A 16,884-nucleotide genomic window follows, 5' to 3' on the forward strand; every position below is an offset into this window, starting at 1 on the left:
GAATTAAGCATAGTAATCGATACCGGTTGACGAAGCTTTGAGCACATTCACTATGGCGTTATCATTTTCACTAAAATTATCTTCAGCCGACTGGGCATTTTGACCACTGTTAGACTGGCTGTCAAAACCATTACCATTTTGCTCTTTTGCTTCGCGCTGTTCTATATTTGCCTCCCCAACATCAACACCACTTTGTGCTAACATATCGCGTAACTTGCCCATATTTTGCTCTAAAGCCTCTCTTGCTTGCTGGTTTTGCACCACAAATTGCACCGCGGCTTGCTCATTTTGTAAATTCACTCGCACATGAATATTACCCATCTCTGGTGGGTCAAGTTGAATTTCTACTTGTTGAATTTTTTGGTTGATCATCACCATCACTTTATCTTTAACAGCGTCGGAAAAATCTTTACGGTAAATAGCAATAGTTTCAGTCTGCATAGTGGCAAATGATTTTTGTGTTGGGACAGTATTTGTCGTTAATTGATTTACCGTACTTTCAAAACTTTGCTCTTGCTGTGCAGCTAACTCCGCAGCACTTGTGAGCGGCTTGGCTTGATCGACTAAGGTTTGATTAACATCTGACACAAGTTTGTCAACTTGTGGTGTTAGCTTGTCGCTCTCAGTTTTAGCGGTTTTTTGTCCATCAAGCATGGCACTAGCTAATTTATCAAGGTCTTCATTTATCGCTGTTTTCTGATTAACATCAAGTTTTGTATCCGTAACTGATGCCGTTGCCACAGTCGCTGTACTTTGATTAACGAGGTGAGTTTGTGCTGCTTCGATATCGCTACCAGGTTTAAATTCACTCGCTTTATCTAAGCCGACATTGCTTTCTTCAGTTAATGCTTTGATGCCTGCTTGCTTTGCCATTAGCTCGGCATCATCAATGCTCTCTTGCTCACGAGTTAATGACGTTGTGCCGTCAGTTGTTGTTTGCATATAGCCTGATGGAACCCCGCCCTGCACTATCCCTTCAGCAGTATTATTTGCTGCAGATTTTTTCAACAATTGCTCTGCACCACTTAACATTTTTAATAAATCAACCGCGTCATCATTTTCAACATTGCCAGCTAAGCCACTTTGGGCTTGAGCTTGATGTTCAGTTTGAGTTTGAGTTTGAGTTTGAAAGCCAAGATAAGATTTTAGTTCAGCCTTTGGCGCCGAAAGAGTCTCGGCATCGTCTATCGGTAAAGGCACGGGTAAAGTATGGGCATCATCCGCCTCATTGCCCTTGGATAAACGCTCTTTTTTTAAAGCCTCTTGGTGTTGTTCTGCCGCTTTAGAGACAAAATTGCCATATGGCTCTGTATTTTCCTCTGACTCTTCCGCTTTTTTTCTTAAATAGTGTTGCTCCATCGCATCATTAAATGCGTTGCTTTTAGCTTGACTTTTTATTGACGATCCACCTTTAGCACCAGGAGTGTCAAGGTTTTGGCCAGCATCAGTAGACAATATATTCATTTGAGACATAACAGACCTTTCCTAAATGTAGATTTAAGCACAATTTAATAAATTATTTATCTCGTTAATTAAGCAATATTCATTCCAAAACTAACTTTCAAGAGAGGTGACAATATAATAACAAGATAAACCTAGGCGATAAATAAAGCCATATTGATACCAAAGAGAGTAATTTATTGCTTAGCTTGAAATACGTTACCTAATAATATTCTCTTTTGTCTGTCATTACATGCACCAACGATGACTTAACAATATGATCCTGTTTTCCTCTACCTGTGAGCTATTATTGTGCCACGCCACTATGCAGTTTCAGCGCTAAATCTTAAAATGAACTAAGTATATAAGCATTAATCATAAGCCTTGAGTTTGAATCTTGATGCTCGGGGGTTACTCAAGTACTTAATCTATTGTCTCTAGTATTAACATGGCCAAGTTTAGCGGCGGCGACGAACAAATTGTTGTGTCGCCATTTCATCAAACATTTTTTGTTCTTTTTTATTGGCGACTAATTGCAGGGCGGCAAGCTTTTTATTACGTAGTAATTCTACTGCTTGTATTTTTTGTCTTTGCTCTAACCATTGTTTTTTTCGCGTATCCACTAATGCTTTAGCTTGATGAACCGCAATTTTAACCTGTTGAGAGGCGTTATCTAGTTTCGCGATAAAAGCATGAAAATGGCTATAGGTTGCACTATCAATGCCCTCGATTGAACGCTGATTAAGCCGACGCATATATTCTAAACGATAATCGCTAACACTTTTTAAACGCGTTTTATTTTGTTCATAATCAACCTCTGCCACTTGTAATGCTTGTGAGGCTTTTTGTTCTTTATCAAGTTCATACTTATATAAAGTGTTCAACTGTTTCATCGGTTTAGTGACCTATGCGTTATTGTGTCTACTGATTTTTATTGGCATGAGCTTGCGCTGCCGCTAAGACTTCCTGCAGCTGAGTTAAACTTTGATCATAAGGAATAATTTCAAGCGTTTTTTGTTGCAAAAAAAATTGAATCACGGGTTGCAAGTCAATCGATTGATCTATTCTTGGGTCCGTACCTCTGCTGTAGGCGCCAATGGCAATCAAATCTTTATTTTCTTGATATAAGGCATAAATCTGCCGCAGTTGCCTGGCAAGTTGCTGATGTTCTTGGCTAGTTACCATCGGCATCACTCGACTAATTGAGCCTTCAATATCAACCGCTGGATAATGCCCGGCATCAGCTAATTTTCGAGACAAAACAATATGACCGTCTAAAATGGCACGGGCAGCGTCAGCAATCGGATCTTGTAAATCATCACCTTCGGTTAACACAGTAAAAAATGCACTGATTGAACCTTGGCCCTCTCCGCCATTGCCGGCTCGCTCAACGAGTTGGGGTAATTTAGAGAAAACGGATGGCGGATAACCTTTCGTTGCCGGTGGCTCGCCTACCGCCAGTGCTATTTCGCGCTGCGCTTGTGCATAACGGGTCAGTGAATCTACCAGTAATAAAACATTTAAACCTTGGTCACGAAAGTATTCGCTGATTTGCACTGCGGTTTCACAACCCTTAAGCCGCATTAACGCTGAATTATCGGCAGGTGCTGCCACCACCACAGAACGCGCTCGACCTTCTTCACCCAAAATTTCTTCAATAAACTCTTTAACTTCTCGTCCACGCTCACCAATTAAACCCACCACGATAACATCAGCGTTTGTGCCACGTGTCATCATACCTAACAGCACACTTTTACCGACACCTGAGCCAGCAAACAACCCCATTCGTTGCCCAACACCAACGGTTAGAAAACTGTTAATCGAGCGCACTCCAACATCTAGGGGCTCTGTAATGGCTCGTCGTGATAAGGGGTTAATCGGTTTACTGTCATATTGATAACTATCAGAGGCTTTAATCGGCCCTTTACCGTCAAGCGGTTTGCCAACACCGTCAATCACTCGGCCTAACAAGTCCATTGATAAGGGTAAACGTGCTTTAGTCGATAAAGGCACGACTCGTGCGCCAGGTAATACCCCTTGCAAGCTTTGTTCTGGCATTAAAAACGTTATATCTTGGGCAAAGCCAACAATTTCTGCAATCAACTCGCCTTGTGATGTTTGCACCAAACATTGGCTACCAACTGCGGCTTTAACACCGACCGCTTCTAACGTTAAGCCCACCACACGCACTAAACGCCCAGCAACAGAGACACTGTGCGGGTGAATAAATTTTTCACTATTTTTTAAACGTTCAGTTATGCGATTTATATCAACCATAGAAGTTTTTACGCTTATTGATAAAGTTTAACAGGACAATATCTGTCGCTACACAGTTAATGTGTGTCGGGTTTATTTTTGTAAGTTTCATGACTTATTTTTTATTGAGATTCACTTTCTTGATATAAAAATTATTGATACAAAGCTTCTTGCAAAAACGAGTCCAAAACCTCATTCAAGCGTGATTTAACACTCAGATCAATATTAGAGGTACTGTTTTCAATTTGACAACTCCCGGGGCTTAATTGTGGAGCAGCCAATAATCGCCAACCTTGTTCTTGAATATGTGCTGCACCAAATTGTTCTTCTACCAATTTAATGTCTGTGGGATGCAATAAAATTTGGGTTTGAGACTCTTGTGCCGGTAAGGCTTTAATACCTTCAGCGATAGCCGATAATAAAATATCAGGGTTAGTTTTCGCTTCATGCTTAGTCACCGCTTGGGTTAGTTGCACGACTAACTGTAATAGTTGCGCTTCAACATTTTTCTCAACATTAAGCAAAGGCTGATGTAATTGGTCTAATAGGGTTTGCATCGCTGCGATTTGTTGTTCGCTGGTTTCTTTACCTTCGGCTAAGCCTTGTGTTACACCTTCTTCACTACCTGAAATGAGACCCGCTTCATGACCACTAGTTTTACCTTCATCAAAACCTTTAGCAAAACCGTCTGCTTTCCCCTCACTAAAGCCTTCTTCAAATGCTGCTTGACGTATGTCTTCTATGTCTTGTGCCTTTAACGGCAAAGGCTCATGGACTTCTGTCTCTTCTGGTGGCTCATATCGCCAGCTCATTGATTTGCCTAAGGCATTAGTTTTACTAACGTCTGTATCTTCGTCTGGTTGCACATTAGGTGCTGACCAGGTATCAACCTGTTCAATTTTTTTTGCCGCCATCGCCCCAGTGCTTGGCTCATAATTTTCTGCCATTAGGTTACACTCTTTGATGTTTGATTATAAGAATTCATCGCCACCGCCGCCGCCGCCTAGCATAATTTCACCGGCATCAGATAATCGATGTGCAACGGCCAAAATTTCTTTTTGCGCGGCTTCAACTTCACTAATGCGTACTGGCCCCATCACTTCAAGATCATCCGCTAGCATTTCTGCAGCACGTTTAGACATATTGGCCATAATTTTTTCTTTTAAGACTTCGTCAGCACCTTTTATTGCTTTCATTAGCGCATCTTGCTGAACTTCTCTTAAAATGGCTTGCATACCTCGGTCGTCAACATCGGCAAGGTTTTCAAAGACAAACATAAGGTCTTGTATTTGCTGACTCATTTCTTCGTCATGTTCGCGAATTGAAGCCATCAACATACCTTCAACATTATTGTCTAAATAGTTCATAATGTCTGCAGCCGCTTTCAGGCCGCCCATTTTCGCGGCTTGTGCACCCGCTTGACCGGCAAATTGTTTTTCCATGATCTCATTTAATTCTTGCAATGCCGCGGGTTGAACTTCTTCTAAATTGGCAATACGCATCATAAGATCCAAGCGCACTTTGTCGGCGAACTGGGTCAGTATTTCTGCTGACTGATCCGGTTCAAGGTAAGATAAAACTATGGTTTGAATTTGAGGATGTTCATTACGAATAATGTTCGCCACTTGCTTCGAGTCCATCCATTTCAAAGAATCAAGGCCCTTAGCACCACCACCCTTGACAATTTGATCAATAAGGTTACCCGCTTTATCTTCGCCTAATGCTGCGGTTAATGCTTTGCGGACAAACTCTTCACTTTTGAAACCAATAGTAGAAAAATTTTGAATTTCGTTAATAAATAACTTATGCACGGCGGTAATTTTTTGTTGAGTAAAATCTTCCATACCGGCCATGATCATACCCACTTTTTGCACTTGCTTCGGCTCTAAGTGTTTTAGTATTTGTGCCGCATCTTCTTCTGAAAGACTCAACAATAAAATCGCGGCTTTTTCAGCGCCGTCAAGTTTATTGACGTCATAACCAGACGATTGTTGCTCTGCTACTTCTTGATTTTCATCACTCATTTTCGGTTAACCAACTTTTAACGACTTGCGATGATAATTCTGGCTCGTTTGCCACTAGTGCTCGTACTGCCTTTAATATATCACCATCGCGATGTAAATCAGGCAATTGTAAACTGCCATCAGGAGCAAAGCCAATTGAGCCCGCATCAAATTCAGATGATAACATGTCCATGGTTTCATCCCCCAAATCAACATGACTATCAAGCGACTTATCACCGTAGTCACTCGGGGTTTTTTCGGGATGAATTAAGCGTTTTAACATCGGACGCACCACAGCAATAAACAGGGTAGCAATTAAGATAACGGCGCCAAGCAATTTTGCATATTTATAAATAGTGGGATCTTTCCACCATACTAGTGGAGCCACGGCTATAATTTCTGGACGAGAAAACGGTAAAGTCACCACCTCTAATGAATCACCACGTTGTAAATTAAAACCAATACTGCCTTGCAATAAACGACGAATATTAGCCATTTCTTGTACAGAGCGTGGTGTTGGTACAGGTTCACCTTCTTTATTGAGCTCTGACAAGTAATCTAAGGCAACAGAGACACTAATGCGATGAATAACGCCGGTTTGTTGTTTGGTGTAGCTAATAGCCTCGTCGAGTTCATAATTACGTGTCGACTCTGTATGTTTGCGGCCCGGCATGGTTTGCTGTTGCGCATTGCCCGTAGCATCTTCGGGAATATTACTGTCCAGCGGTGGTTGATTGGTTAACGCACCTGGAATACCCCCGAGTAAACCACCAATAGTATTATCTTCAACTTTCATTTCGCTACGCAAAGCCGGTAAATCTGAATTATAACGCCGTTGAGTTTCTTCGGTATTGGTAAAGTCCATGGCCACGTCAACTTGTGCGGTAAAGTTGCCTAAACCTACCACTGGAATTAAGATCGAATCAATCTTATCCATGTATTCTGCTTCACGTTTTTGTTCAATTTCAAATTCTTTACGTGAGCGTGACGACACAGAATCTTGTGAGCCAGAATTTAATAAACGACCATTTTGGTCGGTCACAGTGACCCGATTCGGCGATAAACTTTGCACGGCCGATCCGACAATATCTACCACAGCGTCAACTTCTTCTTCAGATAGCAAGCGGCCCCGACTCAAGGTTAGTACCACAGTAGCTGACGGATTTTTCTCACGTTTAGCGAAGACATTTTCACGCGGAATGGCTAATAAAACTCGAGCGCGTGAAATAGATTTTAACTCTTCAATGGTTCGGGCAAGTTGCTGTTCTCTAGAATGCTTTAAACGTTCAGTTTCAAGCCGTTGACTCACACCAAAACCCATATCTTGCATAAGAATTTCGCTGCCCTCAGAAGGCGCATCACTTAGGCCACCACGAGCTAGTATCAACTTAACATCTTGGTATTGGTCACTTTCTACCGATATTGTGTTGTTTTCTTGACGGTATTCAACTTGCTTGCTGTCCAGAAAATCCATGGTTTTAATCAATTGCTCGGTGGGCAATTTAGTTAAAAAACGATATTCTGCTTCATTGGCTAGCATGATAACAAACACAGCAATCGCGAAACAAATCGCTAGCGCAATCACTATGGTCATTTGACGTAGAAAATCAACATTACCCATAGCAGCGGCTAAACCTGACTTTTGTTCACCAACATCATCTGAACTATCATTGGCGACTAAGTCATGGTTACCCTCTGCCAAGGTTAAATTTGTGTTGTTTGTTGAATCTGCCACTTACTCTCTCCGCGTCACTATCGTTTTATGCTTAACCACTGAGCCGTTATACCGGCATGCTCATAATTTCTTTATAAGCTTCAACAAACTTATTACGCACCTGAACGGTCGCATCGAAAGCAATACCTGCCTTTGACGCCGAAATCATAGTGTCAGCCAAAGTAACACTGCGATCGCCAAGTTCAAAAGCAGTACGCTTTGCACCCGCATCTTGTTGTAGTTCATTGACATTATTTACAGCATCTTTTAACAAGCTACCAAAGTCACTACCGGCTTTGCTCACCGGTGGTGTACCCATGCCATTTGCTTCACCTATAGGTAGTTTATTACCCATAGCTTCCATCGACATGCTTTGCATTTGGGCGTATAAAGAATTAGTTTTAATATCCATGGCTATCTCGCTTTCGTCAATTTCTTGTTACTTAATGTTACCTAAGGTTAAAGCAAGCATAGTGCCAAGCTAAATAATATCGCAAAATATTGAAAAAATCACCTGATAAAAAAGCTAGAATATCCTTTGAAATTTTTAAAAAGACTTTAAAATCAGATAGAAACTGAACATAAATAAATATAGTCAATATAAATAAATAATTAATAAAACGAAAAAAACGACGTTAAAGCGTCGTTTTTTTGTTACAAACAGCTACTAAGCCTATTCAAGTACTAAGCCTATTTTTTCTTAAAGTGGGATATTAATACCACTATCACGCATGCGAGCCATTTTATAACGTAAGGTGCGTGGACTAATACCTAAACGCTCAGCCACATCTTTACGACTACCGCGACAAGCATGCAAAGTGTCCAATATGATTTGATGTTCTTGTAATTTAAGTTCACTGCCGAGTTTGTCATTTTTTTCCGCGTCTATTGCCTCACTGGCTACCTTGGGTGTTTCAAAGTCATCGATCAATAAATCATTCGCATCAATGCAACGATCACTTTGTAAAATTAACGCCCGTTGAATAACATTGTCTAACTCTCGCACATTACCCGGCCAGTCGTAAGCCAGTAATTTACTACGCGCGGCCGCGGTGAATTCGGGCATAACATTACCGTCTTTTTGGCAAATACGGCTAATAAGATGGGTCGCCAAGGGTAGAATATCATCTCGGCGTTCATTAAGTGGCAACCAGGTTAATGGGAATACATTCAGTCGATAATATAAGTCTTCTCTAAAAATACCACTTTGCACAGCAGCTTTTAAATCGCGATTACTGGTGGCTATTACTCTGACATCTAAGCTGATGGTTTTACGTCCACCTATGCGTTCTACTTCTCGCTCTTGCAACACGCGTAAAATTTTTGCTTGTAAACTTAAATCCATTTCGGTTATTTCATCAAGTAAAATCGTGCCGCCTTGCGCTTGTTCAAACTTGCCCGGACAAGCTTGAATAGCGCCAGTAAAAGCGCCTTTTTCATAACCAAATAAAGTGGCTTCAAGCATATTTTCAGGAATAGCAGCACAGTTAATCGCTACAAAAGGCGCTTGGCTACGTGGCGAGTAATTGTGAATATATTGTGCCAGCACTTCTTTACCTGAGCCACTAGGTCCCAAAACCATCACAGAGGCTTCAGTATTAGCCACTTTCTTGGCGAGCTTTAATAACTCAAGACTTTGAGCATCAGCCACAACAGGGTCGCCACCATCATTCACTTGTAACGGCACATACTGACTGACCATATTCAGTAAAACTTCTGGCGCAAAGGGTTTGGCCATATAATTGCGTGCACCGTCTCGCATGGCCTGTACCGCATCATCAATAGTGCCATACGCGGTCATGATCAATACTGGCAATTTGGGATAGTTATGGCGAATACTTTTCAATAAAGACAGTCCTGACATGCCCCCCATATGTACATCACTCACCACTAAATCGACGTTATGCGACTTGAGTTTTATCAGTGCGTCTTCACCTGAGTCTACGGCTAAACATTGATAGCCCGCCAATAGCAAAGTATCAACCAGTGCCTCTCTCAGTCCGGCATCATCTTCAACAACCATTATTTTACTTGTGCTCATGACTAAGCTCCTTAGACAAAAATGTCTCGTTTTTATGCTCAGTCAATGTCGCGTTAGTCTCTTCACTGACCAGTAAGGGTATTTTCATACAAAAATGTGCCCCTTCGCCTGGCTGACTTAACAAACTCACTTCACCTTGGTGTGCATGAGTGACTGATTTCACCACGGCTAGGCCTAAACCTGTACCTTGGCTTCTTGAGGTATAAAAAGGTTCGAATATTTTATCGGCTAGCTCACCACTAATGCCAGGGCCATTATCGCGCACACTAATGTAGGCATATTCGCCCTGACAGTAAGCACTAATATTGATAACGGCATTGGCTTTAATCACAGATAAACTATTGTGTATTAAGTTTTGAATTGCCCCTGACAAGGCACTCACATTGCCTAAAATCTCACAGCCTTGTTGGCAAAAATTCAGATGGACTTTTGCGCCAGCTTGACTCACTTGCGGCTCAATTGCTTGTTTGGCTTGCTCAATCAGTTGGTTGATATTAAGCGGTTCAACAACCGCTTTACTGCCACTTTTAGCAAACAATAGCATGTCATTAACTTGCTGCTCTAAGTCATGTAGACGTAACATTAATTTGTCTTGAAAATTAACCCGTGCATCAGGGCTAAGTTTTTTATTGCGGAGATTAGCGCCATACAGCATGGCAGCCGATAATGGCGTACGAATTTGATGAGCCAATTTTGACACCATACGCCCTAAAGACGATAGTCGCTGTAATTGGCCAAGCTTATCTTGTAAAAGCCGCGTTTCGGTTAAGTCAGTAATCATGATCAACTGCCCAGGTTGACCACCTAAAGTGGTAATTTCTAATTTTACCCGGCGACCATCATTTAAAGACACCTCGTGCCAATCATCAGCGCGGGGTTTAAAAGAGCGTTTAATCACACCAAACCAAGGTTGCCCCAAAATGGGCTCATCAAGCAAACGTTTAGCGCTGTCATTAATTTTCACCACAATACCGTTGCCATCAAGCATGATCATCCCCGTTGGCATAACATCAATAACGTGTTGCAGCTGTTTGTTTTGTTGACGTAAGTACGCCAACTCACCCGCGTAGTTTTCGCTTTCTAGTCGATTGGATTGCTCGCGTTTAAAACTAACCTCATCAAAGGAAGTTACTACACGATTCAGCGCAGAATTGGCTGAAGAAGAATTGGTCGATGTCGAATAGGCAAGTGCCATAATATTTTACCCGAGTAAAGAAGTACACTCGAACAAAGCATTAAGTATGCCAATCAATTAAACTGATATTATTCAGTAACTAAAGTTAATTATTTCGCTGAATATTGGCTGTCAATAAAATGGCTAACACCATCAAACCGTTAAAAAAAGACTGAACGGCGATCTAAAAGCGCTATTACCCTGTCTATTTAAATAATGTGTATTTAAACAATGGGTATTTAACTGACTTTATTGGCCGTGCTAAAAATAAAACGCCCTTGAAATAATCATTATTTCAAGGGCGTTTTACGCAATCAAGCTAACAAAGCAGCACTAACTTATCTTGCTGTTACCTAGCGCTTATAGCAGTAAATAATTAACTGACTTTCTGGAGATTATATTTACGCATTTTCTCCACTAAGGTAGTGCGGCGCATACCTAAAAGCTCAGCTGAACGAGCAACAACCCAATCATTTTTACCTAAGGCTTGGTTAATCAAGGAAATTTCTAAATCAGCTAAATACTCTTTTAGCTTCAGACCACTATTTGGCAACACATCAAGGTTATTGCCACTATCAGCGCTCGCCGCTTCTGGGCTAGTTTGTACCATAACCTCTTCTTCATCTTCATAATCAACACCTGAAAACATTTCATTAATCGCTTCACGTTCTTGTAACTCTTCAGGATATTCAGGTTGATAGTCATCTATATCTAAGTGTTGATACTTCAAGGGTAGTTGTCCAACATTAACCACCTGCTCGCCATACATAATAATCATACGTTCAATTAAATTGGAGAGTTCTCTCACATTACCGGCCCAAGTATGCTCTTTTAACGATTCAATCGCTTGTTCAGTAAAGCGCACTGACTGCCCTTGCTCAGCAGAAAATCGTGAAATAAGCTCTTGCAACAAGAGTGGAATATCTTCTTTTCGCTCTCTTAGCGACGGAGTTTCGATAGGGAAAACATTTAATCGATAGTAAAGATCTTCACGAAAATGATTAGTTTTAATCATGTCTTCTAAATGTTGATGTGTTGCCGCAACAATTCGAACATTAGCTTTTAAACTTTTAGCACCACCTACCCGTTCAAAGGTTCGCTCTTGTAATACACGTAATAATTTTACTTGCATGGGTTGTGGCATGTCACCAATTTCATCCAGAAATAGTGTGCCGCCTTCCGCCATTTCAAAGCGACCTTTACGCGTAGAGATAGCGCCGGTAAATGCCCCTTTTTCATGGCCAAACAGTTCACTTTCTAATAAATCAGCGGGAATAGCACCACAATTAACCGGCACAAATGGCCCTTTACTTCGCTCTGACAAGTTATGAATATTACGCGCCACCACCTCTTTACCTGTGCCAGACTCACCTAAAATCAAGACACTGGCCGAAGAGGAGGCCACTTGTTCAATTAAAAATCGTACCTGTTGCATTGCACTACTCGTACCCACCAAAGAGCGAAATAAAGAGTTGGGACGATTAAAACCACGTTTTGACGGCAGGTTATTATGGTATTGGTGACTATGGTGCACTAACTCGGTTAATTGTGCATAATTTAGCGGTCTGGTTAATTCACCAATCACATTGACATAACCACTCAATTGTTTTCTATCAATAACATCGTGATAAATAAAAGGGTAGGTTGGCTTAGATTTAATAATATTTTGTAACTTTGCAGAAACGTCACCACATAAAATAATGGTCAGAATATTCGGCACTTCAGCTAGATATTGATCAATTTTTTCTTCAGCAAAAACATGAAAATACTCGCCAACAAAAGCTAAAACTGTTTCTATTTGATGACGTCTTGTCGCATCATTATCGACAACTAAAATATATTTTTGCTCTTGCATTGTTTGCCCTTCTATTTGTTGACTTCACGTTTGCTCATCTTGCGTTTTTTGACCTTACTTTTTGATCTTACGCAAGGGCCTAACAAGTCATTTATTATTATAAGCTGCCGCCATTATTCACTTGCTGTCATGATTAATCAACAATAAATTGACACTTACCTGTCATTTTATTGTCAGTTAAAGTAAAAAAGAAGCCAGCCGATACAGGGTAAGTAACGAAAATAGCTTGCGGTTAATACTCCCATGCACACAAGTAAAAAAAGTCCTATTAAGGCCATGTCAAAAAAACAACAACTGAGCTTACCTATAATCACTTGAATGATTTTGGTATTTAAACAAGCAGATAATTGCTTATATTTCATTACAATACTGTTTTTTTTAAGTCTAAATCAAAAGTGGCATGAAATAAGCTTGTCTGAGCAACACGATTAGAAATAAAATTTAGTAGGAATATTCGATGTTAATTATTAATGGCACAGCTGAGCTTATGAAAGATAATGGCAGCTTTCAAAAAGGCGACAGATACGAGTTCAATATGTTCTCAGTAAATATGCCGCTAGAAGAGCAGCTTGTGCAGATAGAAGACTATTTAGTCACACGCGGTTGGGACAATATTGAAGTGGCCGATAACGGCATAGTTGCAGACCCTAAAGCCATTGAGCACGGTGTGTTAATCGCCGCTTACGAAAAAGCTAAAAGCGAAGGTTTTGCTGTCACCATTAATAACCAAGCTTTACTATAATTTATAATATTCAATTTTAAATCTAATGTATTTTAGTATAATAGATTATTGTCTTACAGCTGGAGATATCTATGATTCACGCGTCATTAAAGAAATATCAACAAGTTAACAAAAGCACCGCTCAACAAGCGTCACCTTATCAATTGGTTGCCATGTTATTTCAAAAATTACTTGATAACATTGCCACTGCTAAAGGCGCTATTACCCAAAAAAATTACGCTAAAAAAGGCGCTGAGATTTCAAATGCCATTTCCATTATAGGTGTATTACAAGCCTCACTTGATTTTAAACAAGGCGGTGAAATATCCAATAATTTAGCCTCTATCTACGTTTATTGCTCAGAACAATTACTAGCCGCTAGCTTAAGTAATGATATTGATAAACTTAATGAAATTGCTCAAATATTAATCCCTATTAAGTCAGGCTGGGATAACATACCCCTTGATACTCAACAAGAAGTAAGCTTCTAGTGGCTTTAACAGCCCTTGAAAATTTAACTGATATTATTGAGGTATCTAAAATGCTCCTTAAGCTTTTAGATACCGCAGATATTCAGGGTCAGAGTGAAACAGAGAGTAAAATAGAAGGTGGAATAGAGAGTGTAGGAGAGAGTGTAGGAGAGAATAAAAAGTCGATTGCCGAGTCAGCCAGCCATGATAACAGCGAGCAAATTAATACAGCAAAGCTGCTTAAATTAATGAAGCACAGAGAAGATAAAATTTATCAATTATTCGAGCACTTTAGCCCAGAAGAATTGCAATTACACCTTGAACAACTGCAAACTATGGCGGCACTCGACAGCCAACTTATTGAAAAAGTAAATCGTACCCAAGAGTCAGCTAAGTCAGAAATTTTGACCTTAAAGAAAAACAAAAAGGCGATAAATCTCTATCAAAAACGGTAAAGATACTCAGTTGATAACACTATTATTACCATGCCACCTTTTCTAAACTGATCAACAACATAATGCCTGCTGCAGGGGTTTATTGGTCTATCAAGTTAATCACCCGCTTAACGGTTGACGGACTGAAGTCCGACCTACAAAACAATTGCCCAAAGCTATATTTTCACTCGAAGTCACTATGTAAATTTAATCTAGGATGGATGTAGGTTCGATGTGGGCTTGATCTAGGTTTGATGTAGGTTGGACTTCAGTCCAACAAGTTAAATGAAATTTAACCATTTTCAACATAAAAACAGATCAACAACATAATACCCGCTACAGAGGTTTTTTGACCTATCAGCATAATCACCCGCTTAACGGTTGTCAGACTGAAGTCCGACCTACAAAAAAATTGTCCAAGGTTGGATGTGGACTTGATGTCGGTAGGATGTAGGTTGGACTTCAGTCCAACAAGTTAAATGAAGTTTAACCGCTTTCAACACAAAAACGGTTCAACAACATAATGCCACTACAGAGGTTTATTGGCCTATCAGCATAATCACCCGCTTAACGGTTGTCAGACTGAAGTCCGACCTACAAAAAATTGTCCAAGGTTGGATATAGGTTTGATGTAGGTTGGACTTCAGTCCAACAAGTTAAATGAAATTTAACCATTTTCAACATAAAAACGGATCAACAACATAATACCCGCTACAGAGGTTTATTGGTCTATCAGCATAATCACCCACTTATCGGTTGTCAGACTCAAGTCCGACCTACAAAACAATTTTTCCAAGGTTATTTTTAACGATGGTTAATTATTTTTTCTTACCACACCTGGCAAGTTATCAAGCTGCTGTTCTAAATAACTACTGGTCGCATTCAAATTAGATACAATCAAATCCATAGCATTATACTGTGCGAATAATCGTGCTTCTAATGAATCAATACGACGAGTAAAGTCGATGCGTTCATCATCTATTTTTGTTAATTGATTAGTTTTACTGTCAATACGCCCCTCAATTAAACCGCCTGACTCAGTGTAAAAGTCAGTTAAGGTTTTAAGTGAAGCAGCAAAACCTGGGACATCGTCAGAGCCAACAAAAAAGTTTTGCACTCCGCCAACATTCAATGCTATTTGTGCATTTAAATCTTCACTGTCTAACTCTAATTTACCAAAGCGGTCTGCACGAATACCTAATTGGTTCAAGGTTAAATTGTCACCGCCACTACTGGCAAATGAGCTACTCAGCTCTTGGCGTAGCTTACCCATTACACCACGTAATAATGAATCGCCCGCAAGGGGGCCTACCCCATTTTCGCTTGACGCACCAAGTTGCTTGCTAAGATCAACCAGTTCGTTATAACTTTTTACAAAGCCTTCAATACCGGCTTTAATATTAGTATTATTTTCAGAGACACTCGCCTTGCTGATACTGTCATCAACATCGTGCACTTTTTTTGCTGTAATAGTTATGCCGTCGATAGCATCAACAAATTTATTGCTACTGTTGGTGACCACTAAGGCACCATCTATGGTTATTTTTGCGTCTGTTGCGGCACTAGTTTCTGAAAGATGTGTTGCAAAGGTAGGCGAGGCTGAGTCAGCATCATAAGCTAAACGAGATAAACCCACATTGTCCGTATTGTTACCGTCAGAAACATCGTTGGTCGTCACTTTAATGGCGTTAGCAAGACCGGTTTCTTTGCTGGTAAAAACAAGATGTTGGCCGTTATCATCGGTAATAATAGTGGCGGTAATTGCGTCGTTATCTAGGCTGTCGTTAACCGAGTCACGAATATCACCTAATGTTGCACTGCTTGATACGCTAATATCAAAACTGTTACTACCTGAAGCAAAAGTCAAGGTACCTTCACCCACAGCTTCGCTACTGTCAATGCCGGCCGAAACGAGTTTATGCGTGCTGGCGAGTTGGTCAACCTGAACAGAATAACTACCCACTTCGGCGATTTTTGTACTGCTTAGTGCAACAAAACTATCAGAACCGCTGATATTTCTTTGTTGATATTTATCTGCACTGGCTAAATTTTCAATAGCGTCGGCAACATTTTGCAAGCCACCTTTTAGCGCACCAACGGCAGAAATATCCGTGGTTATTATGGCTTCGCGACGATTTAAACGACTTTCAAACGGTGCCCGTTCAGCGCCGACAATCGCGTCAACAATTTCAGAAACCTGAAGGCCTGAGCCGATACCTGTAAAGGCAATATCTACCATAATCCCACCAATTTTTGTTGCCGTAAGTGCTAGCTAAAAGTATACCTGAATAAATAACGGCCATTACAAAAATAGCTCATAGAGCGTCAATAATAGCCGTTAATATAACTGTCAATATAACTGTTAATCGAGCTTATATTTCTGTATCTATTAAGTTACCCGTTGCATTAGACAATTTAGAAATAATGCCCAACACTTCTTCCGAAGGATATTGCTTAACTAAATCGCCTGTGCTTTTATCAAGCACTTTAATCACATCGCGGCCCGAGTCTTTATCGACTAAAAATTCTAAACTTCGATTCATTTCACCCATAAAATCTTGCAATTGTTGTGCCACTTTTTCCAATTGCTTGGGTGTCATGGCTGGTGTATTGCTTGCTTCACTGATACTGCTTTTACTTTGCTCTTCAATACGGGCTGTATTTTTTGCTGAATCGTTTTCAGCCTCTGCTTTATGTAAAGCTGATCGCTCAGCTTTGTCATTGGTTAAGTTACTTGAATTAACCAGGCTATTGTCGGTATTAGTTACATTCATCT

The 16,884-nt window shown here is 40.4% G+C and carries 15 protein-coding genes; 3 read left to right on the plus strand and 12 right to left on the minus strand.

Annotated elements, in window-relative coordinates; all coding sequences use genetic code 11:
- Positions 1-3 precede the first annotated feature (3 nt).
- From H4J54_RS05775 to H4J54_RS05820, 10 genes are all read right to left on the minus strand, one after another.
- A complete protein-coding gene (locus H4J54_RS05775) occupies positions 4-1,473 on the minus strand; it encodes a flagellar hook-length control protein FliK (protein WP_182189959.1) in 1,470 nt (489 codons plus the stop codon).
- A 425-nt stretch (positions 1,474-1,898) separates the two neighbouring features.
- Complete coding sequence (gene fliJ, locus H4J54_RS05780) at positions 1,899-2,333, minus strand: flagellar export protein FliJ (RefSeq protein ID WP_182189960.1); 435 nt, start codon at positions 2,331-2,333, stop codon at positions 1,899-1,901.
- Between the two features lie 28 nt (positions 2,334-2,361).
- Complete coding sequence (fliI, locus tag H4J54_RS05785) at positions 2,362-3,717, minus strand: flagellar protein export ATPase FliI (protein ID WP_182189961.1); 1,356 nt, start codon at positions 3,715-3,717, stop codon at positions 2,362-2,364.
- Between the two features lie 131 nt (positions 3,718-3,848).
- The gene (gene fliH, locus H4J54_RS05790) at positions 3,849-4,643 is read right to left on the minus strand and encodes a flagellar assembly protein FliH (RefSeq protein ID WP_259367118.1); all 795 of its coding nucleotides are present in this window, start codon (positions 4,641-4,643) and stop codon (positions 3,849-3,851) included.
- A 24-nt stretch (positions 4,644-4,667) separates the two neighbouring features.
- The gene (fliG, locus tag H4J54_RS05795) at positions 4,668-5,720 is read right to left on the minus strand and encodes a flagellar motor switch protein FliG (protein ID WP_182189962.1); all 1,053 of its coding nucleotides are present in this window, start codon (positions 5,718-5,720) and stop codon (positions 4,668-4,670) included.
- Entirely contained in the window at positions 5,713-7,434 is a 1,722-nt protein-coding gene (gene fliF, locus H4J54_RS05800) for a flagellar basal-body MS-ring/collar protein FliF (RefSeq protein ID WP_182189963.1), read from the minus strand. The genes fliG and fliF overlap by 8 nt, the downstream gene beginning before the upstream one ends.
- Positions 7,435-7,480: 46 nt before the next feature.
- Positions 7,481-7,825, minus strand: coding sequence for a flagellar hook-basal body complex protein FliE (gene fliE, locus H4J54_RS05805; RefSeq protein ID WP_182134796.1), 345 nt, complete (start codon positions 7,823-7,825; stop codon positions 7,481-7,483).
- A 288-nt stretch (positions 7,826-8,113) separates the two neighbouring features.
- Positions 8,114-9,454, minus strand: a complete 1,341-nt coding sequence (locus H4J54_RS05810; protein WP_182189964.1) for a sigma-54 dependent transcriptional regulator — start codon at positions 9,452-9,454, stop codon at positions 8,114-8,116.
- On the minus strand, positions 9,441-10,649 hold the full coding sequence (locus H4J54_RS05815) for a PAS domain-containing sensor histidine kinase (RefSeq protein WP_182189965.1): 1,209 nt from the start codon (positions 10,647-10,649) through the stop codon (positions 9,441-9,443). The genes H4J54_RS05810 and H4J54_RS05815 overlap by 14 nt, the downstream gene beginning before the upstream one ends.
- 355 nt (positions 10,650-11,004) lie before the next feature.
- Entirely contained in the window at positions 11,005-12,483 is a 1,479-nt protein-coding gene (locus H4J54_RS05820) for a sigma-54 dependent transcriptional regulator (protein WP_182189966.1), read from the minus strand.
- Positions 12,484-12,940: 457 nt separating this feature from the next.
- Here H4J54_RS05820 and H4J54_RS05825 point away from each other — a divergent pair, with 457 nt between their 5' ends.
- The 3 genes from H4J54_RS05825 (at position 12,941) to H4J54_RS05835 (ending at position 14,129) form a co-directional block, all read left to right on the plus strand.
- A complete protein-coding gene (locus tag H4J54_RS05825; protein ID WP_182189967.1) occupies positions 12,941-13,225 on the plus strand; it encodes a hypothetical protein in 285 nt (94 codons plus the stop codon).
- Between the two features lie 71 nt (positions 13,226-13,296).
- The gene (gene fliS / locus H4J54_RS05830; RefSeq protein WP_182189968.1) at positions 13,297-13,695 is read left to right on the plus strand and encodes a flagellar export chaperone FliS; all 399 of its coding nucleotides are present in this window, start codon (positions 13,297-13,299) and stop codon (positions 13,693-13,695) included.
- Positions 13,696-13,745: 50 nt separating this feature from the next.
- A complete protein-coding gene (locus tag H4J54_RS05835; RefSeq protein WP_182189969.1) occupies positions 13,746-14,129 on the plus strand; it encodes a hypothetical protein in 384 nt (127 codons plus the stop codon).
- A 793-nt stretch (positions 14,130-14,922) separates the two neighbouring features.
- Here H4J54_RS05835 and fliD read toward each other — a convergent pair.
- Complete coding sequence (gene fliD, locus H4J54_RS05840) at positions 14,923-16,347, minus strand: flagellar filament capping protein FliD (protein WP_182189970.1); 1,425 nt, start codon at positions 16,345-16,347, stop codon at positions 14,923-14,925.
- A gap of 133 nt (positions 16,348-16,480) precedes the next feature.
- Positions 16,481-16,882 carry a flagellar protein FlaG gene (locus tag H4J54_RS05845; RefSeq protein ID WP_182189971.1) on the minus strand — a complete coding sequence of 134 codons (402 nt, stop codon included), beginning with the start codon at positions 16,880-16,882 and terminating at the stop codon, positions 16,481-16,483.
- Positions 16,883-16,884: the final 2 nt, after the last annotated feature.

This window comes from Colwellia sp. MB3u-8 (assembly GCF_014076985.1).
In the GTDB taxonomy this organism is placed as follows: Bacteria; Pseudomonadota; Gammaproteobacteria; order Enterobacterales; family Alteromonadaceae; genus Cognaticolwellia.